23 protein-coding genes are annotated in these 21,272 nt (G+C 64.3%); 7 read left to right on the forward strand and 16 right to left on the reverse strand.

Annotated elements, in window-relative coordinates:
* Positions 1-27 precede the first annotated feature (27 nt).
* The 3 genes from BMW75_RS15280 (at position 28) to BMW75_RS15290 (ending at position 3,112) form a co-directional block, all read left to right on the forward strand.
* Positions 28-756, forward strand: a complete 729-nt coding sequence (locus tag BMW75_RS15280) for an isochorismatase family protein (protein WP_092580484.1) — start codon at positions 28-30, stop codon at positions 754-756.
* Complete coding sequence (locus BMW75_RS15285) at positions 740-1,780, forward strand: CobW family GTP-binding protein (RefSeq protein ID WP_254792029.1); 1,041 nt, start codon at positions 740-742, stop codon at positions 1,778-1,780. Before BMW75_RS15280 ends, BMW75_RS15285 begins: the two co-directional genes overlap by 17 nt.
* 348 nt (positions 1,781-2,128) lie before the next feature.
* Positions 2,129-3,112, forward strand: coding sequence for a Bug family tripartite tricarboxylate transporter substrate binding protein (locus BMW75_RS15290; protein ID WP_092580486.1), 984 nt, complete (start codon positions 2,129-2,131; stop codon positions 3,110-3,112).
* A 69-nt stretch (positions 3,113-3,181) separates the two neighbouring features.
* Here BMW75_RS15290 and BMW75_RS15295 read toward each other — a convergent pair whose 3' ends face one another.
* From BMW75_RS15295 to BMW75_RS15320, 6 genes are all read right to left on the reverse strand, one after another.
* Entirely contained in the window at positions 3,182-3,907 is a 726-nt protein-coding gene (locus BMW75_RS15295; protein ID WP_092580488.1) for an anti-sigma factor, read from the reverse strand.
* On the reverse strand, positions 3,904-4,473 hold the full coding sequence (locus BMW75_RS15300; RefSeq protein WP_092580490.1) for a sigma-70 family RNA polymerase sigma factor: 570 nt from the start codon (positions 4,471-4,473) through the stop codon (positions 3,904-3,906). The genes BMW75_RS15295 and BMW75_RS15300 overlap by 4 nt, the downstream gene beginning before the upstream one ends.
* Positions 4,474-4,580: 107 nt before the next feature.
* Positions 4,581-5,126 carry a DUF3455 domain-containing protein gene (locus BMW75_RS15305; RefSeq protein ID WP_092580492.1) on the reverse strand — a complete coding sequence of 182 codons (546 nt, stop codon included), beginning with the start codon at positions 5,124-5,126 and terminating at the stop codon, positions 4,581-4,583.
* 190 nt (positions 5,127-5,316) lie between these two features.
* Complete coding sequence (locus tag BMW75_RS15310) at positions 5,317-6,321, reverse strand: aldo/keto reductase (RefSeq protein WP_092580494.1); 1,005 nt, start codon at positions 6,319-6,321, stop codon at positions 5,317-5,319.
* 24 nt (positions 6,322-6,345) lie between these two features.
* A complete protein-coding gene (locus BMW75_RS15315; protein WP_092580496.1) occupies positions 6,346-6,813 on the reverse strand; it encodes a MaoC family dehydratase in 468 nt (155 codons plus the stop codon).
* A 15-nt stretch (positions 6,814-6,828) separates the two neighbouring features.
* Positions 6,829-8,013, reverse strand: a complete 1,185-nt coding sequence (locus BMW75_RS15320; protein WP_092580498.1) for a thiolase family protein — start codon at positions 8,011-8,013, stop codon at positions 6,829-6,831.
* Between the two features lie 163 nt (positions 8,014-8,176).
* On the opposite strand from BMW75_RS15320, the gene BMW75_RS15325 reads away from it, so the two are divergent.
* Positions 8,177-8,629, forward strand: coding sequence for a MarR family winged helix-turn-helix transcriptional regulator (locus BMW75_RS15325; RefSeq protein ID WP_092580500.1), 453 nt, complete (start codon positions 8,177-8,179; stop codon positions 8,627-8,629).
* A gap of 140 nt (positions 8,630-8,769) precedes the next feature.
* Here the strand turns inward: BMW75_RS15325 and BMW75_RS15330 are convergent, their stop codons facing one another.
* The 9 genes from BMW75_RS15330 to BMW75_RS15370 all read right to left on the reverse strand — a co-directional run bounded on the left by BMW75_RS15330 (position 8,770) and on the right by BMW75_RS15370 (position 17,291).
* Positions 8,770-9,735, reverse strand: coding sequence for a DUF3829 domain-containing protein (locus tag BMW75_RS15330; RefSeq protein ID WP_092580502.1), 966 nt, complete (start codon positions 9,733-9,735; stop codon positions 8,770-8,772).
* Between the two features lie 180 nt (positions 9,736-9,915).
* Positions 9,916-10,719 carry an N-acyl homoserine lactonase family protein gene (locus BMW75_RS15335; protein WP_092580504.1) on the reverse strand — a complete coding sequence of 268 codons (804 nt, stop codon included), beginning with the start codon at positions 10,717-10,719 and terminating at the stop codon, positions 9,916-9,918.
* Positions 10,716-11,948 (reverse strand): alpha/beta fold hydrolase, encoded by a 1,233-nt coding sequence (locus BMW75_RS15340; RefSeq protein WP_092580506.1) that lies wholly within the window; start codon positions 11,946-11,948, stop codon positions 10,716-10,718. Before BMW75_RS15340 ends, BMW75_RS15335 begins: the two co-directional genes overlap by 4 nt.
* Positions 11,893-12,636, reverse strand: a complete 744-nt coding sequence (locus BMW75_RS15345; protein WP_076516606.1) for a GntR family transcriptional regulator — start codon at positions 12,634-12,636, stop codon at positions 11,893-11,895. The genes BMW75_RS15340 and BMW75_RS15345 overlap by 56 nt, the downstream gene beginning before the upstream one ends.
* Before the next feature lie 117 nt (positions 12,637-12,753).
* Positions 12,754-13,467, reverse strand: coding sequence for an ABC transporter ATP-binding protein (locus tag BMW75_RS15350; RefSeq protein WP_092580508.1), 714 nt, complete (start codon positions 13,465-13,467; stop codon positions 12,754-12,756).
* Complete coding sequence (locus BMW75_RS15355; protein ID WP_076516604.1) at positions 13,464-14,204, reverse strand: ABC transporter ATP-binding protein; 741 nt, start codon at positions 14,202-14,204, stop codon at positions 13,464-13,466. The genes BMW75_RS15350 and BMW75_RS15355 overlap by 4 nt, the downstream gene beginning before the upstream one ends.
* Positions 14,197-15,171, reverse strand: coding sequence for a branched-chain amino acid ABC transporter permease (locus BMW75_RS15360; protein WP_092580510.1), 975 nt, complete (start codon positions 15,169-15,171; stop codon positions 14,197-14,199). Before BMW75_RS15360 ends, BMW75_RS15355 begins: the two co-directional genes overlap by 8 nt.
* Positions 15,168-16,031 carry a branched-chain amino acid ABC transporter permease gene (locus tag BMW75_RS15365; RefSeq protein WP_076516601.1) on the reverse strand — a complete coding sequence of 288 codons (864 nt, stop codon included), beginning with the start codon at positions 16,029-16,031 and terminating at the stop codon, positions 15,168-15,170. Before BMW75_RS15365 ends, BMW75_RS15360 begins: the two co-directional genes overlap by 4 nt.
* Before the next feature lie 39 nt (positions 16,032-16,070).
* Entirely contained in the window at positions 16,071-17,291 is a 1,221-nt protein-coding gene (locus tag BMW75_RS15370) for an ABC transporter substrate-binding protein (RefSeq protein WP_092580512.1), read from the reverse strand.
* Between the two features lie 203 nt (positions 17,292-17,494).
* Here BMW75_RS15370 and BMW75_RS15375 point away from each other — a divergent pair, with 203 nt between their 5' ends.
* From BMW75_RS15375 to BMW75_RS15385, 3 genes are all read left to right on the forward strand, one after another.
* Positions 17,495-17,908, forward strand: coding sequence for a carboxymuconolactone decarboxylase family protein (locus BMW75_RS15375; RefSeq protein WP_076516597.1), 414 nt, complete (start codon positions 17,495-17,497; stop codon positions 17,906-17,908).
* Positions 17,905-18,819 carry an NAD(P)-dependent oxidoreductase gene (locus tag BMW75_RS15380; protein WP_092580514.1) on the forward strand — a complete coding sequence of 305 codons (915 nt, stop codon included), beginning with the start codon at positions 17,905-17,907 and terminating at the stop codon, positions 18,817-18,819. The genes BMW75_RS15375 and BMW75_RS15380 overlap by 4 nt, the downstream gene beginning before the upstream one ends.
* 120 nt (positions 18,820-18,939) lie before the next feature.
* On the forward strand, positions 18,940-19,917 hold the full coding sequence (locus tag BMW75_RS15385; protein WP_092580516.1) for a Bug family tripartite tricarboxylate transporter substrate binding protein: 978 nt from the start codon (positions 18,940-18,942) through the stop codon (positions 19,915-19,917).
* 149 nt (positions 19,918-20,066) lie between these two features.
* On the opposite strand, the gene BMW75_RS15390 is transcribed toward BMW75_RS15385, so the two are convergent.
* The gene (locus tag BMW75_RS15390) at positions 20,067-21,269 is read right to left on the reverse strand and encodes a M20 aminoacylase family protein (protein WP_092580517.1); all 1,203 of its coding nucleotides are present in this window, start codon (positions 21,267-21,269) and stop codon (positions 20,067-20,069) included.
* Positions 21,270-21,272 lie beyond the last annotated feature (3 nt).

The following is a 21,272-nucleotide window of genomic DNA, read 5'->3' on the forward strand; positions in this document are numbered from 1 at the left end:
CCCATCTCCTTTCCGACGGAAACCACTATGAGCGACAACAAGCGAATCTGGGACGACTTCCTCACCGAACGCGACAAGCAAGTGCTGGCTCAGGCCGGCTACGGCAAGCGCGGCGGTTTCGGCAAGCGTCCCGCGCTTTTCATCATCGACGTGCAATACAACTTTTGTGGCGACACGCCCCAGGACATCCTGGAAGGCCTGAAGCAATATCGCACCCACTGCGGCCGCGAGGCCTGGGACGCGGTCGCGCATATTGTGCCGCTGCTGGAACTGGCGCGCGACAAGAACATTCCCGTCTTCTATACCGAGAGCGGCCGGCGCGCCGACCTGCTGGATAGTGGCGTGCAGGTGGGCAAGAACCACCGGGGCGGTGAAAAGACCGTGCTGGCAAACACCCATGCGACGCAGACCGTGGAGCCGCTGGCCCCGCGCCCGCAAGACATCCGCATCACCAAGCAGAAGCCATCCTGCTTCTTCGGCACGATCTTCATGAGCCACCTGAACTTCCTCGACGTGGACACGCTGATCCTGGTGGGCTGCACGTCGTCTGGATGCCTGCGCGCCACCACGGTTGACGCCTACTCCTACAATTTCAAGGTAATCATCCCCGAAGAGGCGGCGTTCGACCGCTTCCAGGCCAGCCACGCCATGAGCTTGTTCGATCTGAACTGCAAGTATGCGGACGTGATTCCATCCCGCGAAGTGCAGGACTACCTGCGCGGCCTGCCCGCGCCCGCCGATGCGGCCCGTGACTGAACTGGAGCAGGATGCAGACGCCATGGCCATCAATGCCGGACCGCTTCCCGTCTACCTGTTGACCGGCTTCCTGGGAAGCGGCAAGACCACGCTCTTGTCGCGTCTGGTGCGCAGCTCGCGTTTTGCCGATACGGCGGTGGTCATCAACGAGTTCGGCGAGATCGGCCTGGATCACATGCTGGTCGGCAAGGCGGATGACACCGACGTCGTGTTGCTGGATTCCGGCTGCCTCTGCTGCGCGGCGACGAGCTCCCTGCAAGACACGCTGGAGTCGTTGTACTACCGTCGCCTGCGCGGTGAGATTCCGGAATTCAAGCGGGTAGTGGTGGAGACCTCGGGGCTGGCTGATCCGTGTCCGGTCATCAACACGCTATCTGCCGATCCGCTGATCGCCCGCCACTACCGCTTCGGCGGCGTGGTGGCGACGGCGGACGCGCTGCACGGAATGGCCACGCTGGACGCCTATCGCGAAGCCAGCACCCAGGTCGCGATCGCCGACCGCATCGCGCTGACCAAGGTTGATCTGGCCGAGGACGCCGCGATCCAGGCGGTGAAGACAGCGCTGCGGGGATACAACGCCAGCGCTCCGATTCGGGCGGTATCGCCCGACACGGTGGATGAAGACGCGCCCGCGCTGTTTGACGGCCTGCGCCCAGAACATCTGGACGCCGCCGTGTTGAGGGAGGCCCCGCCAGCCGCCGTGAGGCCGGTGGCGCACGTGTTGCGCTACGGTATCGTGTCCTATGCATTTCGGCAGCATGCGCCGGTAAGCTGGGAGGCCTATGCGAACTGGACCCGGCATATGCAACGCCAGGTCGGAGAACGCCTGTTGCGGGCCAAGGGCTTGCTGCGTTGGGACGACGGAAGTCTGCGCGCGGCGCATGGCGTGCGGCTTGTCTTCGCCACGCCCGAGCCTATTGCCGAGCGGGAAGGCGCTGCGCGGGCGACGGGCGCCATGGTCCTGATCGTGCGAGATCTGTCGGCGGAAGAGGTTGAGCAGGCGATGCAGCCCCTCGGCATGTGAGACCCGGCAGACGCTTCGCCGAAGGTGCGTTGCTATCCAGCATGCTGCGCAAGTGGCCGACCGCAGTGGGGGCCGGTAAGGCTGAATCTCGCGGCCCATTCACGTTGAGCCCGGTTCAAGCTACGACATGAGCAACCACTTTCTATTCAGTGACGGTCTGCTCCGCCCGCGCTCGTCCCCGTAACACTAGGGTTATCCGGGATTCTTTATGCTTAAACTTTTGTGAAGAATGAGCGGCAGATGCAGGACCGCCGCCACAATGAGGCATCAAGGCGGTTCACCGTGGTGCGGCACGTGACGCACCACTTGAGGGATCGCGGGGTTCCCCCCCCCACTAAGGAGAGTCGCATGCTGCTGCGTAGACGTTGTCTGGCCTTGATGATGCTGGCGCTGACTGGCTGGGCGACGGCCAGCCATGCGCAAACGCCGTCTCAGGCCTGGCCCGTCAAGCCCGTGCGCCTGGTCGTGGGGCTGGCACCCGGCGGGCTGGTCGACGTGCTCGCGCGCACCGTGCAGCCGCACTTGGCCGAGGCCTTGAAGCAGACCGTTATCGTGGAGAACCGGGGCGGTGCGGGCGGCAACGTGGCGGGAGCCGAGGTGGTGCGCAACGGTAGAGACAACCATACCTTCCTGCTCAATCCATCGACGACCGAATCGGTCAACCCCCTGATGTTCTCCAGCATGCCGTTCGATCCGCAGCGTGACCTGCGGCCGGTCGCCTTGCTGGCCAACAGCCAGTTGTTCCTGTTTGTCCGGTCCTCGCTGGGCGTCAATACGCTCGAAGAGTTCGTGGAGTACGCGCGCAAGCGGCCCGATCCGCTGAATTACGGTTCGGCCGGCAACGGCACGACGCCGCATCTGGCCGGCGAGCTGCTCAAGCAGGCGACTGGCATGCAGGCCACCCATGCGCCGTATCGCGGCGTGGCGCCGGCGATACAAGACCTGGCAGCGGGCCAGATCGACTTCGCGTTTGGGCCCGCCACGGTCTTTCCCATGGTGCAAGCGGGCAAACTCAAGGTACTGGCGGTGGCGAGCCGGAAACGCGCCGCCGTCGCGCCCGACATACGGACCTTTTCCGAGGCGGGCATCGACGGCGTTTTCGCGGACAGCCTGTTCGGCGTGTATGCCGCCGCTGGCACCCGCGATGATGTGGTCGATCACATGAACGCCGAAATCAACAAGGTGCTTGCCCGGCCGGAGATCCAGGCGCGCTTTCTGGATGCGGGCGCCGAGGCGATCCCGCTGCGCGTGACCGACTATGCCGCGCGCGTGCAGGACGAAAAGAAGTTGTTCGCCCCGTTGATGAAATCGTTGGGGTTAAAGGAACAGTAGATAGCCAACGCTACAAAAGCCGCCGTCTCCTTGCCGTTATCCGGCGCGCGCAGGCTTACGCCCAAGCGGCTACATCACCTTTACCGCCCGGCCGATGAACTGGATCGGGCCGGTCGGTTTGCCGGTGGGCGAGCCCGTTGGCGGTTCCAGCGTCAATTCAAATAACTGGTTCGCCTCCAGTGGGGGCAGCTTGTCCAGGGCGATGCGGACCGGCTCGCCGGGTTTGATCAGGCCTAGCGACACCGGGCCGTCCCAGCCGTCGGCCTTGGTCCAGAATTCCAGCGCGCGATCGGCCGGCACCTGCATGGCGGCGATCGGCACCAGTTGCACCTCGCGTTGACCCGCGCTGGCCTGCACCACCCAGCCTGGGGTCTGCGACTGTGGCGCGACCAGCACCACCATGTACTGCACGGGCCCCGGGGCTGGCGCGGGCCGCAGCGCCAGGGTGCCAGCCAGCGCCAGTGCGGCGGCCAGGCCGCTGGCGGCCGCGCCGCGCCAGAAGAACAGGCTGTCCCACCAGCCCGGACGCGTCGGCCGGCGGGTTTGCCGGGCAGCGTTCTGGCGATCCAGCGTCCTGGCGATGCGCGGCCACAGGAGGGGCGACGGCTCGATCGGCACGGCCAGGTCGGTCAGCGGCAGCAGACGCGCTTCCCAGCGGTCCACGGCGGCGCGCAGCGCGGCATCGTGCGGCAGACGGGCGTTGACCTCGTGACGGCGCGCGCCGGACAAGGTGCCAAGCACGTATTCACCGGCCAGTTCGTCCAGGTTTTCGGGGGGGACTGTCGGGGCGCTCATGCCAGGCATTCCTTCAGCGCTTTCAGGCTGCGTTTGATCCAGGCTTTCACGGAGCCGAGGGGGGCGCCCAGGCGCTGTGCGATTTCGCTGTGCGACAGGCCGTCCACGTAGGCATGCAGCACGCAGTTGCGGCGCACGGGTTCCAGTTGTTCGAGGCACGGGCCCAGGCGGCCGGCGCTGTCACGCCATTCGAAGGCGTCGCGCGTGTCGTGCCAGGCGTCGATCGCATCGCGCGCATCCAGCGCGGCGGCGGTCTCGTCGTCGACGGCGGTTTCGTGGCGGCCGTCCCGCACCGCGTTCAGCGCCAGATTGCGTGTGACGCTGTAGAGCCAGCCGCGCGCCGAGCCGCGCGCGGCATCGAAGCTGTCAGCCCGATTCCAGACATTGACGAAGGTGTCGTGCACGATATCTTCCGCTTGGGTGCGGTCACGAACGATGCGCTGGGCAACGCCCAGCAGCCGTGGGCCTTCCTGTCGGTACAGGGCTTCGAGCGCCGAGCGGTGCCCCGCGGCGCACTGCTCGAGGGCGGCTTTGTAGTCGAAATCCGGTACAGGTCGGTTCGGCATGCGCGCGGGGCAAGGGGTGAGGGATACGGGCCGGGCGGGCAAGCCCCGGGCGGCGGGAAATCCAGGCACATGTTAGCGGACTCCCGCCGCCGTGGCCCGGCCGGGTGTCAGTTCGCCTTCCAGAAAATGTAGTCGGCTTGGTACGACACCTGGCTGCGCTGGCCGGCCTGGGTGCAAGGCGTCTGGGGCGCGACGCCGCCCTTGAGCGCCGTGCGCTGGATGTAGGCGACGCCCGTCAGCGCGCCGGCGCCCATGGCGGGATTGGCTTTGACCAGTTGATAGGGCAGGTTGCCCGCGCCGGCCGGCGCCACGGCGACCTGTGTGCCGGTCAGCTTGGAGCCGTCCGAGGCCTCCCAGGTGGCGGGCGGGCCATAGTAGGTGCCAACCTGCTTGCCCTGGCGGTCTTTCAGGACCGCCTTCGGACCGGCGAAAACCCATTCCATCTGATCCTTGGCGTCGGCCTTCGCGCGGCATTCATAGGTGATGTCTCCCGTGCCTACGGTTTCCCAGGCCACTTTGTGGCCCGCGGGCACCTGGACAGCGGCGGGCAGGGCGTCTTGCGAGGCGGCCATGGCCGGGGCTTGCAGCATGCCGCAAGCGGCGAGCAGGGCGGCGGTGAAAAGGCCGGTGGCGGGGGCGGGGCGAGTCGTCATGAGCGGTCTCCTGCGGAATAGGAATCTTCAAGTACGGCGCACGGAATGCGCGCCGTTGCAGGTACTACACGCGAGGGCCGCTTTTGGATGCAGGGCGACAGAATTTTTTTTTGGCGCGAGGGAAGGGCTTGGCCTTGTTGGCGCAAGAGGGAGCCATCTTGCCCAGGGGGGGCTCATGGCTCCCGGCGATTCAAGCCACGTCGGTCGACCCGGCAGCCCCCCATGCAATGGGTGTCCGCACCCGCGTGGCGTCCGACAGGCTGCTCACCGCATCCAGGCGCGCAATCTGCTCGGCGGAGAGGTCCACCGTCAGCGCACCCAGATTGTCCTGCAACTGCTCGTTCGAGCGTGGGCCGACGATAGGAATGGAGCCGTGCGTGCCCGCCCACGCAATGGCGACCTGGCTTGGTGTGACGCCCAGGTCGTTGGCGATGGCAATGACGGTGTCAAGCACCGCCGTGCGCTGAGGCGAGTTTTCTGGTTGGAACACGTTGCCTCCGAAGGCTTCCGCGCGACCCTTTACACCCTCGCGGTATTTGCCCGTCAACACGCCGCCGCCCAGCGGCGACCACGTCACGACGCCCAGGCCTAATGCGTTGGAGGCAGGGAACAGATCGGCCTCGGCTTCCCGGCGCACCAGACTGTGCTCGAACTGCGCGGCGGCAATGGGAACGGTGCGGGTCAGTTCGGCCAGCGTCACTGCACGGGCGAGGCGCCACGCTGGAAAATTCGACATTCCGGCATACAGGATCTTGCCCGCCCGGGCCAGATCTTCGAAGCCGCGCACGATCTCTTCGGTGGGCGTCACGTGATCCGGCCAGTGCACCCAATAGATGTCGATGCGGTCCGTCTTCAGCCGCTTGAGACTTGCCTCAAGCGACGCAACCATCGCTTTGCGGCTGTTTCCCGTAACAAGGCGATTCGCGTTGGGTACCGCGCCGCGTGTGAACTTCGTCGTCAATACGAAATCCTCGCGTCGCCCTTGAAGCAGGTTTCCGAGCAGTTCCTCGGACTGGCCGAACTGGTAGACATCCGCCGTGTCGATGAAGTTGCCGCCGGCATCGCTGTAGCTGTTGAAGACGGCTTCGGCCGTATCCGGATCGGCGCCATGCCCCCAGCCGGTTCCGAAGTTTCCTGTGCCCAACGCGACTTGCGAAACCTGAAGGCCTGTCTTGCCAAATGTGGTGTATTTCATGTCTGTTTCGATCGAAATGTTGATTCAGGGATTGCTCGACGGCGTCGTCCTGCGCAGTACGACAAGGTTGCTCACCGATGTCTGTACGACTTCGCCGTCTTGGTTGAATGTGCTCGTCCGTACTTTGACCAGTCCTTGCCCCGGCCGGGATTTCGATGGTCTGACCTCAAGCACTTCACTTTCCACGCGGAGTTCGTCGCCGGGACGCACGGGCCGCGGCCAGCGCAATTCGTCGATGCAAGCCCCGACGATGCCGCCCGCGGGCTTGAACTCGCTGTTCACCAGCAGGCGCATGGTCACTGCGGCGGTGTGCCAGCCGCTGGCGGCCAGGCCCCGAAAGATCGACGCCGCCGCGTCGGTCTCATCGAGATGAAAGGGTTGGGGATCGAACTCGGACGCGAAGCGCTTGATACCGCTTTCGTCGATGCGGATACGCGTGGTTCCAGGGTATCGCTGGCCGGGCTCCAGGTCTTCCAGGTAGAGGAATGTCATGGTTGATCGCTCCCGCTAGAGCGCTTCGAGCGCCAGAGCAATGCCCTGACCGCCACCAATGCACAAGGTCACCACGCCGCGCCTGACCCCATCGCGGCGCATCGAATGCAGGAGCCGCGTGGTGAGTACCGCGCCCGTGGCGCCGATGGCGTGTCCGTGGGCGATTGCGCCGCCTTCGACGTTGACGATTTCCTCCGGCAAGCTCAGTTCGCGCAGGCACGCCAAGGTGATCGCTGCAAAGGCCTCGTTGATCTCGATGCGCTCGATGTCTGTGTGTGTCCAGCCTGCGCGGGCCAATGCAAGCTTGACCGCCGGGATCGGCCCCAGCCCAAACAACCCGGGTTCCACGGCGGCCACGCCGAAAGAAGCCAACCTGGCCCAGGGTTGTAGCCCTTGAGCTTCGGCGTAACCGCGCTCGGCCACGATCAGCGCCGCGGCACCGCTGTTGAGCCCCGGGGCGTTGCCTGCCGTGATCGTGCCATCTTTCCGAAACGCCGGCTTCAGCCTGGCCAGCGTGTCCACCGTGGTATCGGGACGATTGGTTTCGTCACGCTCGAACCGAATCGTGCCTTTGCGGTTGGCAAGCTCGATGGCGACGATCTCGTCGTCGAACTTGCCCGCGGCTTGCGCCGCGCTGAAGCGCTGCTGGGAACGCGCGGCCCAGCGATCTTGATCTTCCCGAGTAATCTCATGTTGGCTGACCAGGTCTTCGGTATGCCAACCGGAATGCTGGCCGCTGAAGGCGTCGTTCAGTCCGTCGCGCAACATGCTGTCAAGCATGAGCGCATCGCCCATGCGGACCCCCCAGCGCCCGCCTGGAACCAGATGGGGAGCCTGATCCATGTTTTCCATGCCGCCCGCGATCACCGCGTTGGCATAGCCCGCCGCGATCTCGAGTGCGGCACTGGCGATGGCTTGCGCGCCGGAACCGCAGACTCGATTCACTGTCAATGCAGGCACCGTGACGGGCAGGCCGCCGCCAATGGCAGCCTGCCTGGCAGGGTTCATCTTCACCCCAGCCTGGATCACGTTGCCCAGCACGACGGCATCGATCTTGTCGGCGGCCAAGCCCGAGCGGCGCAGTGTTTCGCGCACCACCGCCGCACCCAGTTCGGGCGCAGGGGTTTCCTTCAGCGAGCCGCCGTAGGCGCCGATGGGCGTGCGCACCGGTGCGCACAAGACGATTTCAGGATTGCTCATGGGAACTCCTTTCGGTACGAGCAGGGACATCGAGAAGCAGGCAGGTCGGGTTGCCTCGCGTCGGGCAAGGTGGCGAACCGACCGCCATGCAGAGCACCCGGTATTGCGGCGCTTCATTCACCATATGTTTGTATCTGCAATAGTTGCAGGTACAATATATAGCATGAATAACGCCATCAAGCCGCAAGGCTGTACCAACTTGAAGCTGCGCCAGCTTGATCGCGTGGTGACGCGGCACTACGACCAGTATGTCGCCAGGGCAGGGCTGAAAAACACGCAGTACGCCTTGCTGTCGCACGTGATCAGGCTAGGCCCTATCCGGCCGGGGGATTTGGCGCGTCACATGCAGATGGATGCTTCGACGCTCACGCGCAATTTGCAGCCGCTGGCCGCCCAGGGCTGGCTTGTGATTGGCGCGGGCCCTGATTCGCGCAGCCGTCTGGTTGAAGCGACCGAGGCGGGCATCGCCAAACGCGCGGAGGGGCAGCGCGCGTGGAGGCTGGCGCAAACAGCGCTCAATGAACGTCTTGGCGAGGAGCGCGTTGCCGAGCTGCACCGGTTGCTCGACGCTTGCATGGCCTGCCTGGCTGACGAGGCGGGAGAAGACAGCCAATGAGGCGCGGGCAGTCCGGGATGTGGCTTCTTGTGACGGGGAGTGCCGCGGCGGTTATGGGCCGCGCATGAAAACAGCGCCCACACGTTGGGGCGCTGCTTCAGGTTGCGGCCATGCAAACCGGCCGCGGATACTGGCGGCGATCAGCAGCGACCGATGTTCAGGTCAGAGATCAGGTTGTTGAAATTCTGGCGCAGGTCGTTGGCGTCTTCCACGATCGTGAGACGAATCATCTTGAACGCGCCCGTGCGCGCCGCCTCTTCCTTGTAGCGGCCATTGTTGGTGTGCTCCAGGATCTTGCGGCCGGCGGCCAGAAAGCCGTTGACGTCCATCATCATGCTGCTGCAGCCCTTGGGGTCGGCTTCGCGCGTCTTCTTGTCAAAGCCCAGCGCCATTTCATTCATCTTGTCCAACTGCTGCTTGAACGCTTCCTGGTCGGCACCCAGGCCCTTGCCGTCAAAGACGCCCGACGCCTTGTCCATCGTGGCCTTGCCGTAATAGACCATGCCGGCGCGGTAGTAGGCGACCGTGTCCTTCTTGGCCTTTTCGAAGGCCTCCTTGGTGTTGGCCGTGTCCTTGATGGAGATGCCGCGGTAGAAGCCGTTTTCCGCCTTTACGACTTCCGTCAGCGCCGCCACGTAGGCCGGGCTTTTCTCGCGCGCCAGCGTGCCGTTGTCCGACAGGAAGGTCTTCGCGGCCGAATAGTTCTGCAGTTCGTTGCTCAGTGGCGCCAGCTTGCCCAGCGCATCCGAGAATTCCTTGGCCGGTGCGTCGATCTCGGGGATGGGCGTCGTCATCGCCAGCGCGCGGTCGAGTTTCTCTTTGGTGCGCAGGATGGTCGTGTCATTGCTGATGACGAAATCCTTGAGCGGCTTGTTGCTCTTGAGCGCCGGGATGGCATAGGTCTCGTAGCGGTCCAGCGCCTGTTCGAAGGTGGTGGAGATGCTGTTGGCGGTGTCCACGTACAGGTTGTACTTGATGATCTCGGCTTGAGCGGTGGTCGGCTCGGGCGCCTTCGCTTCCTTCTTGGCGCTATCGTCGCCGCACGCGGCGAGCGCCAGCGTAACGGCCAGAATGGCGGACATGCGCAAGGGGCGCGGCATATACATCTTTGTTTCCTGTTGCGGGTGTTATGAAAGGGGACGGATGATATTCCCTTCATTTCGTTAACACGCTACAAAATACTTCGCCGCTGTCACAAGATTTTTCAGGGCGTCCAGGTCGGCCGCCAGATGTGGGCACTTCCACGCAATCGGGCCACTTTGCGCCGCCTGGCCTGCCCCAGATTTCTAGGTTGCCGGCCGAAAGTCCTGGTGCAAGGCAACGATTTCTGTGCTGCCCGTCATGACGGCGGGATATCTTGAGCGCACGAGCGGGTCGTGCCCCGGCACGATGTGATCCGGGGATTCGGCAAACTTCAACAGGGTCTCATAGCCCGCCAGCATGTCAGCCACGTTCAGCACAATTGGAAAGGGCGCATCCAACCCCATGTTGTCGTAGTAGTGGCTGGCGTCGGACGCCAGCACGATCCAGCCGCGTGCGGTGTGCACGCGCACGGCTTGCAGCCCTTGCGTATGTCCACCGATGTGCAGCAGCTGCAGACCCGGAGCGAGTTCATCGTGCCCTTGGTAGAACGAGACCCGCTTGTCGTACACCCCCCGCACCACGTCGATGACGTCTTCCACGGCGTAGGCGTGGCGCAGCATGTCGAAGCGCATATTGCAGCCGCAGGCGTATTGCAATTCGCTCTCCTGCAGGTGCAGTCGCGCGTGGGGCAATTTCCGGATGTTGCCGGCGTGGTCGTAATGCAGGTGAGTCACGATGACATCGCGGATGTCCTCAGGCTTGATGCCCACCGTCTCCAGTGCGTCGATCGGACACCTCAGGAACTCGCGCCCGCGCGCGTCGGCGGCCGCTTTGTTGAACCCCGTGTCGACGAGCCAGACGCGCTGGCCGTCCCTGATTATCCAGACGAAGTAATCCATCGGCATCGGACCGTCATGCGGGTCAGGAGGGGTGATGAAATTCTGCGTACGCTGCCTTGCGACGGTGGCGTAGCGCAATGCATAGACTTCGTAGGTAGGCAGCGTCATGCGATTCCCCGGGCGGCGCGGATCAGGTCCAGTTCTGGTTTCAGGTAGTGCATCAGGCGCTGCGGATTTTCAACCATTGGGAAATGGCCGAGGTCAGGCATGGCCGTGAAGCGCGCACCGGGTATCAGCGCGGCGACGCGACGCGAGTCCTCGGGGCTTGCCGAGTAATCGTAGGCTCCCGTCAGCAGGGATACGCCGAATGCGCTGGCATCGAGACCGTCAAGATGCTCGGTCGCGTCGAAATCCTCGCTGTAGAACCAGAGATCATCCGCATAGGTGCCGAACCCCCCTTGCGCGTATATCCAGGCGGCCTCGCGGCGGGCATCCAACGGCGAAGCGGGACCCATCAGCCCACGTACATAAGCGGGATTGTGCGCAGCCTGATTGACCTGCGGGTGGCACAGCAGTGGGGTGCGCCGGCCGGCCGCCTTGCAGGGAGCTTCAAGCGCCACCACGCCTGCCACTTCCGCGGGGCTGGATGCGGCGATGACCAGCGCCATCGCTGCGCCCATCGAGCAGCCGAGCAGAACCGCAGGCGCGCCTACGATCTGGTGGATGACGGCAAGGCAAGTGTTCAGGTAGGCGTCGCGTGTCAGCCCGGTCTGGGTCCAGGCTTGGCCAGGAAGCGGCATGCTGCGGCCGTGGGCGGGCATGTCGAAGGCAATCATGCGCCACTGGCTCCGTAACTCGGCGTCGGCCATCAATGCGTGGAATTGGCGGGAATCGGCACCGGCGGTGTGCAGCATCAAAAGCGCAGGGCCTTCGGCCAAACCGCTCGTTTCGTAGTACAGAGACGTTTGGGCATGCCCGATATCGAGCGTGACGTAATGGCCGGCAATAGGGCTGCGGTCAAGCAAAACAGGTGAAACATCCACCTGCCCCCGCAGGATTTCAAACAGCCTTTCCAAGGCATGCAGGGCCTGCGCGACAGCCAAGGCGTCCCCCTTCACGTGCAGGCCCTGAGCATGACGGTTCGCAGCGGTGAAGGAGTGATAGCCGGCGGGAGGAGTGGGGTCCAGTAGTTTGCGCCAGGTTTCGGGAGGGGCTGAGATGACGATGCACTGCGAAGGCGTGGCAGGCTGGCCGGCCCAGGCGCTGACCTTGTCGCCGGGATCGGTCCCGGCGTGGAGCCAAATGGCGCAAGGCAGGCCTTTGGCTGCGAGTTTGAACTCGCTATCCTGATGCGCCAGCGTCACGCCGGCTTTCAGTTCCTGAACGATCGTCTTCACTTGGGGCGGTCTCCTCTTGTTGGCGCCTCAGCACTTCGAGTGCGGTGCGTTGCGCATTGACGATATGGCTCTGAGCCGCCGCCTGGGCGCCCAGGGGGTCGCGAGCCAGGATGCGCTCGAAGATGTGATCGATTTCCGCCATGCTTTCGGGTAGCCGGTCGGGGCGCGCGAAAGACGTCGCACGCAGCAAGTTGATGCGCGACAGCAGGCCCGGAAGCATGTCTTTCACCAGGTCGTTTTCGCAACCGGAAAGCAGGACGTCGTAGAAATCGCGTTTGGCCGCGAGCAGGGCGGACTTATTGCTGCCTTTGGCCTGGCGGTTCAGGGCTTGGACGGCCTTGCGAAGGCGTTCCACGTCGGCATCGCTGGCAAGACGGGCGAACTCATGCGCGGCGAAACCTTCCAGCAGCGCCCGCAAGGCGTAGAGGTCGCGAGCCGCCTTTTCGGTGATACGGACGACCGTCGGGCCGCGGTGCGGCTCGATGGAAATCAGGCGTTCGGCTTCCAGCGTTCGCAGCGCCTCGCGCAGCGTGCTCCGGCTGATATTCAATTGCTCACAGAGTTCCACTTCACGCAGGCGCTCGCCGCCCTTGATGCGCCCGTCCATGATGGATGTGCGCAGGAATTCCTCGACGCGGGTGCGCAAGGTGGAAGGTTTCTCGAAAACGGCGCCGGAGGGGCTGGGCATGGCTGTCTCTCGCTTAACTTGGCGGCAGGCTCCAGCAGCAGTCCAGGCTTGTGGCCCGGACAGTGCGAGCCGTCGGTTCAACGTAAAGACGCAATATATCCCGCCAGCGGGCCATGGTCACAGTCCCAGGTAGGCTGCACGCACGCGGCTGTCTTCCAGCAGCCCGCTGCTGGGGCCGGACAGCACCATCACGCCTGACTGCAGCACATAGGCGTGATCGGCCACCGACAGCGCGAGGCGGGTGTTCTGCTCCACCAGCAGGATCGTCAGGCCGCTTCGATGGATATCGATCATGGCCCGATGCATTTCCTCGACCACCTTGGGCGCCAGCCCGTGGCTCGGTTCGTCCAGCAACAGCAGACGGGGGTTGAGCATCAGCGCGCGGCCGAATGCCACCATCTGCTGTTCGCCCCCCGACAGGGTGCCCGCCAGTTGCCGGCGGCGTTCCTGCAGCCGGGGAAAGAGGGCGTAGACCTGGTCGCAGCCGCGTTTGAGCCCAGCGGCATCCTTGCGACGGGAATATCCGCCCAGGTACAGGTTTTCCTCGACGGTCATTTCGGGAAAGACGTGTCGGCCCTCTGGCACGTGCGCAATGCCCAGCTCCGGGATCCTGTGTGGGGGCAGGCGTAGGATGTCCTGGCCGTCGAACACAATCCGGCCGCTGACCTTGCCGAGCAAACCGGATATGCAGCGCAGCAGCGTGCTTTTTCCGGCGGTGTTGGCGCCGACCACCGCGATGAAGCCGCCTTCGGGCACCTCCAATGACACGTCATGCAAGACGGGACTGCGGTCGTAAGAGGCCGTCAGGCCCTGGATCTGCAACAAGCTCATGCCGCCACCTCCGCCTGTTCCATCGATTTGCCCAGGTAAACCTCGATCACCTTGGGGTTGGCCGCGATCTCGACCGGGCTTCCTTCCGCGATCTTCTGGCCGAACGACAGCACCAGGATCCGGTTGCAGAGCCGCATGATGGCGCGCATGTGGTGTTCGACCACGATGAAGGTAATGCCCGACTCATCGCGCAGGGTGCGGATCAAATCCAGCAAGGCGTCCATTTCGGATTCGTTCAGCGCCGCCATGACCTCGTCCAGCAGGAAGACCTTGGGATCGGTGCACAGCGCGCGCGCCAGTTCGACCCGCGCCTGCTCGGGGAAGGACAGTTCGCCCGCCGGTTTGGCGGCGATGGCGGACAGTCCCACGCGGTCCAGGCTGTCGCGGGCCAGTTTCCGCGCGCGCGGCACGTCATGACGCAGCAGGCCCCCGACCAGTACGTTGTCCAGCACAGTCATCTCGGGAAAGAGCGCCACGTTCTGGAAGGTCTTCGTCATGCCCAACGCGGCAATCTGGTGGGGCCGCAGGCCGCTGACATCCCGGCCTTCGAGTTCGATGCGTCCGCCCTGGCTGCGGTACAGGCCGACCAGTAGGTTGAACAGGGTTGTCTTGCCGGCGCCATTGGGTCCGATCAGGCCCAGGATGTCGCCCTTGGCGACACGGAACGACACGTCGTCGACGGCCTTCAGACCGCCGAAGCGCCGCTGAATGTTCGATACTTTCAGGATGTCAGGCATGCTGGCCCCGCGTCAGATTGCGCAGTCGCGCCCACAGTGCGGATAGACCGCGCGGCTCGATCAGGATGATGGCGATCAGGATCAGACCAAACGCCAGCTGGGACACGCCCGCCGTCTGGCCCGACAGCCAGTCGTTGAACACCTCCTCCAGCGGAATGATGACCAGCGCGCCGATGAGCGGCCCGGCAACCGTACCCACGCCGCCGATGATGCAGATCAGCGCCACACGCACCGAAATGCCCACCAGCGAGAACACGGTATCCGGGTCAAAGAAGTAGATGAACTGCGCATAGAGCGTGCCGCAAGCACCCATCAATGCGGCGGATATGACCGCGGCAAGGATGCGCGTCCGGGCCGTGTTCACGCCGATGACTTCCGCCGCCTGCGGATTGGCTTTTACGGCGCGCAGCCGGTAACCCAGCCGTGATCGGCTGATCAACGCGAACACAATCGACGTAATCAACGCGGCGCCAAGCATCAGGTAGTAATAGGGGATGCTGGACTTGAATTGCATCTGCGCGAAACCTTCCGCGAACGGGATGGACAGCCCCACCGGTCCGCCCGTGACCGATGCCCAGGTATTGGCGATGGCGCGCAGCACTTCGCCGAATGCCAGCGTCGCCAGCGCGAAGTAATGCCCGCGCAGCCGCATGGTGGGCAGGCTGAGCAGGCCGCCCGCCACGGCGGCTACGGCCATGGCGGCCACGATGCCCAGCCAAGGCGATATGCCATAACGCATCAACAAGAGCGTGGACGTGTACGCGCCCAGCCCAAAGAAGGCGGCGTGCCCCAGCGAGATCTGGTTGGCCAAGCCGCCTACGATGTTCCACGACTGCCCCATCGCCGCAAACAGCAGAACCAGCGTCAGAACCCGGATGCCGTAGCCTTGGTCCTCCATCATCCAGGGCGCAGCCACGGCGATCATCACCAGCACCGCCCAAGGCAGGAATTGTCGAATCGACGTCATGATGTAGCCCTTTTCAAGAGACCTTCCGGGCGCACCGCCAGGACCAGAATGAAGATGGCGAACAGGACGAGGTTCTGAAGCTGCATCGGCAGAACCAGCGAGGACAAGGATTGGATGACGCCGACCGCCACGCCTCCCACCACCGCGCCCATTACGCTGCCCAGTCCTCCCAGGACCACCGCCGTAAACATCAACACGCTGAACTGCGCGCCGACGGTCGTTGATGCGGTGAGATAGGGCAGGATGATGCCGCCGCCCAATGCCGTCAGACCCACGCCCAGCCCGAAAGCCAACTGGTGCACGCGATGGGTGGAGATTCCCGAAAGGCGGGCCGCCATCGGGTCTTGCGCCGTTGCGCGCACCGCCATGCCCCACCAGGTCTTCTTCAGCACCCACCACAGCGTCAGGCCGGCCACCGCCGCCACGACAAAGGCCAGCAGATAAGGCGCGCTGAGCAGGAGGGGGCCGATCGCCAGCGCCGTCATCTGATAGGACGTCTGCACGGAACGGAATTCCGATCCGAACAGGATCAGCGCCAGGTTTTCCATCACGATGAGCAGCCCGACCGTCAGAAATATCTGCGCGACCGCGGGCGCCTTCAACACGCGGTCGATCAGGAATTTCTGTGTCAGCACCCCGAGCAGGAAGGCCACGGCGAAGGACAGCAGGGAGCCCAGCAGCGGGTCCAGGCCCAACAGCTTCCAGGCGAAGTACGCCACGAACATGCCCACCATCAGGAACTCGGCCTGGGCGAAATTGACAATGGAGACCACCCCGAATACGAGCGTCAGGCCGATTGAAATGACTGCGTAAACGCCGCCCAGCAGAATGCCGTCCACCAGCGCCTGCAAAAATTGCATGACTGTCCTCCTTGCGTCCTTCGTCCTGTGCGCGGCGCGTCAGCTGGCGGTGATGACGCGGCCCTTGGCCAGCGCCTGCGGCCACACCGAGACCAGTTCGTTGTTCTGCCACTGGACCATGATGGGTTGGGCCAAGGTGTTAAGGCCATTGGCGTCGAAATGCACGCCGCCACCTGACATCACGCCAGACCAGCCCTGGTCATACTTCTGCGCGCGCAGTGCCTTGGATACCGCGTCGGGTTTGTCCGACGCCGCTACCTCCAGCGCCTGGGCGAGCACGCCCGCGCACACGGCATGCTCCAGGGCTTCGTGCGGCATGAATGTCCCAAAGCGCTTGCGGTAGCGCTCGGTATATGCCGGCGCCTGGTCGTAGTTGGCGGGTGCGATGGACAGCACGGCCTGGGCATATTGGCCCAGCGCCTTGGCGAAGTCAGGAATCACGTAGCCCGCCGCCCCGCCGACGATAGGGACCGTCAGCCGTTGCTGGCGCATCACGCGAATGATCAGCAGGCTGTCATTCAAGTAAGAGATAGGAAATACGATCTGCGCGTCGGAGCCGCGCAATTTGCTGATCAGCGGCGTCACATCGGTGATGCCCAGCGGATAGGCCTCATCGAGCACGATCTGGGCGCCTGCCGCCTTGGCGGCATTGCGCACGCCGACGGCCTGCGACGTCCCGTAGGCCGTGTCCTCGTACAGCAGCGCAATTTTCTTGATGTCGGACGCTCCGGCCACGACGGATGCGGCGTAGTCGTACTGCGCCTTGCCCAGCACCGATCCCTTCGATACCACTTGGAAGATGTGATTGAAACCACGTTCGGTCAGCACGTCGGAGAACGACATGGTCAGCAAGGGTATGCCGCGGCGTTCGGTGACTTCGGAGACGGCCAGCGTCAGCGATGATGCATAGGCGCCAATGATGGCCACGCAGCGGTTCTGCGTGATCAGCCGCTGCGCGACCGTGGCGGCGGTGGTGGGCTGCGACGTCGCGTCCGCAACGATCAGCTTGAGCTTGGCGCCGCCCAGCGACTTGATGCCGCCCGCGGCATTGATCTCATCCGCTGCCAGTTCCAGGCCTTGGCGTGAATTGATGCCGAACTGCGCATTGGCGCCGGACAGGGGCAGGATCACGCCGACGTTGATCTCTGTGGGCGCGGCCAGGACCCGGCCGGGCAGGGATGTCGCCAGGGCAGCCGCACCCAGTCCGGCCACAAATTCCCGGCGCCCGTGGCGCACGGCCTGCTTGGGGAGTTCTTTCATGTTTGTCTCCTGTTTTTTGTGGGTATTGGCGCGCGGCAGCCAGCCCGGCGCTTTGCCGCATTATTCGTTTCATCTTTTGATCAGTCAAGAAGATTGTCAGACAATCGGACTGTTGACGGATCGCGATTGATTGTCAGACAATCCGATCATCGACAAGCGGCGGGCGTTTGCAGATCAGGCGCCGCCATCACCACGAGGAACGTATGGCAGACATCAAATCCGAAACCCAAGCCCTGTTCGATCAAGGCCTGAATCTTCGCCGCGAAGTATTGGGAACCGAGTACGTGGACGGCTCCCTGGCGCGCGCCAATGACTTCATGATGGCGTTTCAGCACATCACGACGGAATGGTGCTGGGGCTACACCTGGGGGCGCGCCGGGCTGGAGAAGAAGACGCGCAGCATGCTGAACCTGGCCATGCTGACGGCGCTCAACCGCCCGGCCGAAATCAAGTTGCACGTCAAGGGTGCGCTGAACAACGGCGTGACGGTGGAGGAGATCAAGGAGATCCTGCTGCAAGCGACCGTCTACTGCGGCATTCCCGCCGGCCTGGACGCGTTCAAGGTGGCCAACCAGGTGCTGGAAGAAGAGGGCGCGTTCAAGGAGCAGCAAGCATGACCACGCAGCGAGAACGCGTGGGCCTGGTCGGCATCGGCAGCATGGGATGGCCGATGGCGGCCCGTCTGGTGCAAGCCGGCTATGCCGTGACCGTGTTTGATGCCGTGCCGGGTCAGGCTCAGAAATTCGCCCAGGAGGTGGGCGGGCAGGCGGCCGCGACCTGCGCAGCGCTGGCCGCGCAGAGCGACATCATTTTCACCATGCTGCCCACCAGCGCCATTGTCGAACAGGTGTTAAGCGGGCCGGACGGCGTGCTCGCGGGTTTGCGCGCCGGCAGTGTCGTGGTGGAAATGAGTTCGGGCGTGCCTGCCCACACGCAGCGGCTGGCGACCGCCGTGGCTGCCGCAGGCGGCCAGATGGTGGACGCGCCCGTATCCGGCGGAGTGCCGCGGGCGCGCACCGGTGAACTGGCCATCATGTTCGGCGGCCCCGCCGCGACCCTGGAGCGCGTGCGTCCGGCGCTGTCCGCGATGGGCTCTTCCATCACGGCGGTCGGAGACGTCGGCAGCGCCCACGCCATGAAGGCGCTCAACAATCTGGTGTCGGCGGGCGGCTTTCTCATTGGCGTTGAAGCCATGTTGATTGGCCAGCAGTTTGGCCTGGATCCGAACGTGATCGTGGACGTGCTGAATGCGTCCACCGGCATGAACAACTCCACCCAAAAGAAGTTCAAGCAGTTCGTGTTGTCGCGCCAGTTCAATTCAGGCTTCGGCCTTGACCTGATGGTCAAAGATCTGGGGATTGCCCTGGGAATTGCTACCGATGCGGGAACGCCGACGCCGTTCGCATCGTTGTGCCGCGAGCTCTGGGCGGCGGCGGGAAAGTCCCTGGGGCCGGGCCAGGACCATACCGCCGTGGCACGCCTGTCGGAACAGTTGGCCGGCGTTGAGCTGGCCAACAAGCAGGACTAGGCCGACTCACAAGGATAGCGGCGCGGCAGTGACCGCGCCGTCCCTTCAACCTGCAACACCAAGACCGCCAAGACAAGGCGGAGGACCGGCTGTCGCCGGCAAAAACAGCGAGGAGCAAACATGAAGAAGATTATTCTGGCGGCCTTGAGTGCCGGCATGATCGGGCATGGCGCCTATGCCGCCGCACAAAGCTATCCGACACGCGCCATTTCGATGGTGGTGCCGTACGCCGCGGGCGGGTCGACTGACGGCCTGGCCCGGATCGTTGCACAGGCCATGGGGGACAACCTTGGGCAGACCGTCGTGGTCGAGAACCTGGGCGGCGGCGGCACCATGATCGGCAACCAGCGCGTGACGCGGGCCGAGCCTGATGGCTATACGATCACGTTCGGCAACATGGGCTCCTTGGCCATCGCGCCGTCGCTGTACCCCAAGAGCAAGTTCGACCCGCGCCGCGATCTGACGGCGATCGGCTTGGTGGCGACCGTGCCGATGGTGCTGTCGGTGAGTAAAAAAAGTGGAATCACCACGCTATCCGACTTTGTCGCGCGCCTGCAGAAGCACGGCGCCGATGTGAATTTCGGGAATGCGGGCAACGGATCGACCAGTCATATTTCGGCCGCCTATTTCATGCATGTCACCAAAACCCAAGGCATGCAGATCCCCTACCGTGGTGCGGGGCCGGCTATTGCCGACCTGATGGCCGGCACCGTGGACGCGGTGATTGACCAGACGGTCACGATGATTCCCCTTCATGAAGGCCAGCGCGTCACCGCGCTGGCAGTGGCTTCGGCCTCCCGTCTGCCCCAGATTCCCGACGTGCCGACGTTTGCAGAGGCGGGCGTGCCCCAATTCAATATGAGTGTGTGGAACGGCATCGCAGCGCCCGCCGGCACGCCGCCAGCCGTCATCGCGCGGCTGGAACAAGCGCTGGCCGCTGCGCTGAAGAGTCCGGGCGTGCGAGAGTCATTGGACAAGCTGGCGGCGCAGGCGCCCGACGAAAAAGACCAGGGCGGGGCTGCCTTTCAGGCGCTCATTGCCAGAGATGTCCCGCGCTTCGCTGGCCTGATCAAAGAGGCGAACATCACAGTCAACTAAGGCGTGCCCACTGTCAGGGGCACCCCGGGGCTATGCTGCGGCGATTACGTCTTGCAGTGTGCCCCGGACCGGCGGATGGGCGGCTATGACGTTCGACGCTGGATAGGGAAGAGGTCGTCTACCGCGCGGCGACAAGATTTTTCAACCCCTCATTGCGCCAGGAACCGCTGCGCCAGCCGCACAAAATACGCCGCACCCAAGGGAATCGCGTCGTCATTGAAGTCGTACGACGGATTGTGCAGGCGACAAGGGCCCGGGCCATGTCCGGCATCGCGATGCACGCCGGCGCCGTTGCCCAGCAGCACGTAACAGCCGGGCCTTTCGGCCAGCATGAACGAGAAGTCCTCCGACCCCATCAGCCGTGCAAGATCGTCCGATACTCGGTCCGGGCCAGCGACCTCGCGCATTACCTCGACCGCGAAGCGGGTCTGTTCTATGTCGTTCACCAGAGACGGGTAGCAGCGCTCGAATTTCAGCGTTGCCGTGCAGCCGAAGGTGGCTGCCGCGCCCTCGGCGATTTCACCGATGCGCCGCTCGATCATGTCCAGCGTGTCGTCGCGATGCGTGCGAACGGATCCGCCCAGCCACGCCTCTTGCGGGATGACGTTGACCGCGTCGCCACCGTGAATCTGCGTGACGGACAGCACCGCGGGCTCATCAGGCGCGCGGTTGCGCGATATGACGGTTTGCAGGGCGGTCAGGATGTGGCCCGCGCAGACCAGCGGATCCGCGCTCAGCTCGGGCTGCGAGGCATGGGCGCCCTTGCCGGCGATGTCGATGCGAAAGCGGTTGCTCGATCCCATGAAGGGACCGGCGCGCACGCCCATGCTGCCGACCGGCAGGTCGGGCCAGTTATGCAGCGCGAAGACGGCATCGCAGGGAAACCGCTGGAACAGCCCGTCTTCAATCATGGCGCGCGCGCCCGCCTGGCCGCCTTCCTCGGCGGGCTGGAAGATGCAATGGATGGTGCCGTCGAACTGGGCGTGATGCGCCAGATACCAGGCGGTGGCGAGCAGGATCGCAGTATGTCCGTCGTGGCCACAGGCATGCATGCGGTTGTCGCGCTGCGACCGATGCGCGAAGTGATTGGCCTCGGGCATCGCCAATGCATCCATGTCGGCGCGCAGGCCGATGCGGCGGGATCCTGCGCCGCGCGTCAGGGTTCCGACAACGCCGGTGCCGCCTATGCCGGTCGATACCTCCCAGCCCCAGGCAGCCAGTTCGCGGGCAACCATCGAAGCGGTGCGATGTTCCTCAAAGCCGATTTCGGGGTTGGCGTGCAGATCGCGCCGGATGGCCCGAAAGGCCGGGTTTGCGGCGATGGTGTCGAGAATGTCGTGGACCGGGGGCATGGG

Origin of the sequence: Achromobacter sp. NFACC18-2 (assembly GCF_900108985.1) — a bacterium.
Lineage (GTDB): Bacteria > Pseudomonadota > Gammaproteobacteria > Burkholderiales > Burkholderiaceae_B > Achromobacter.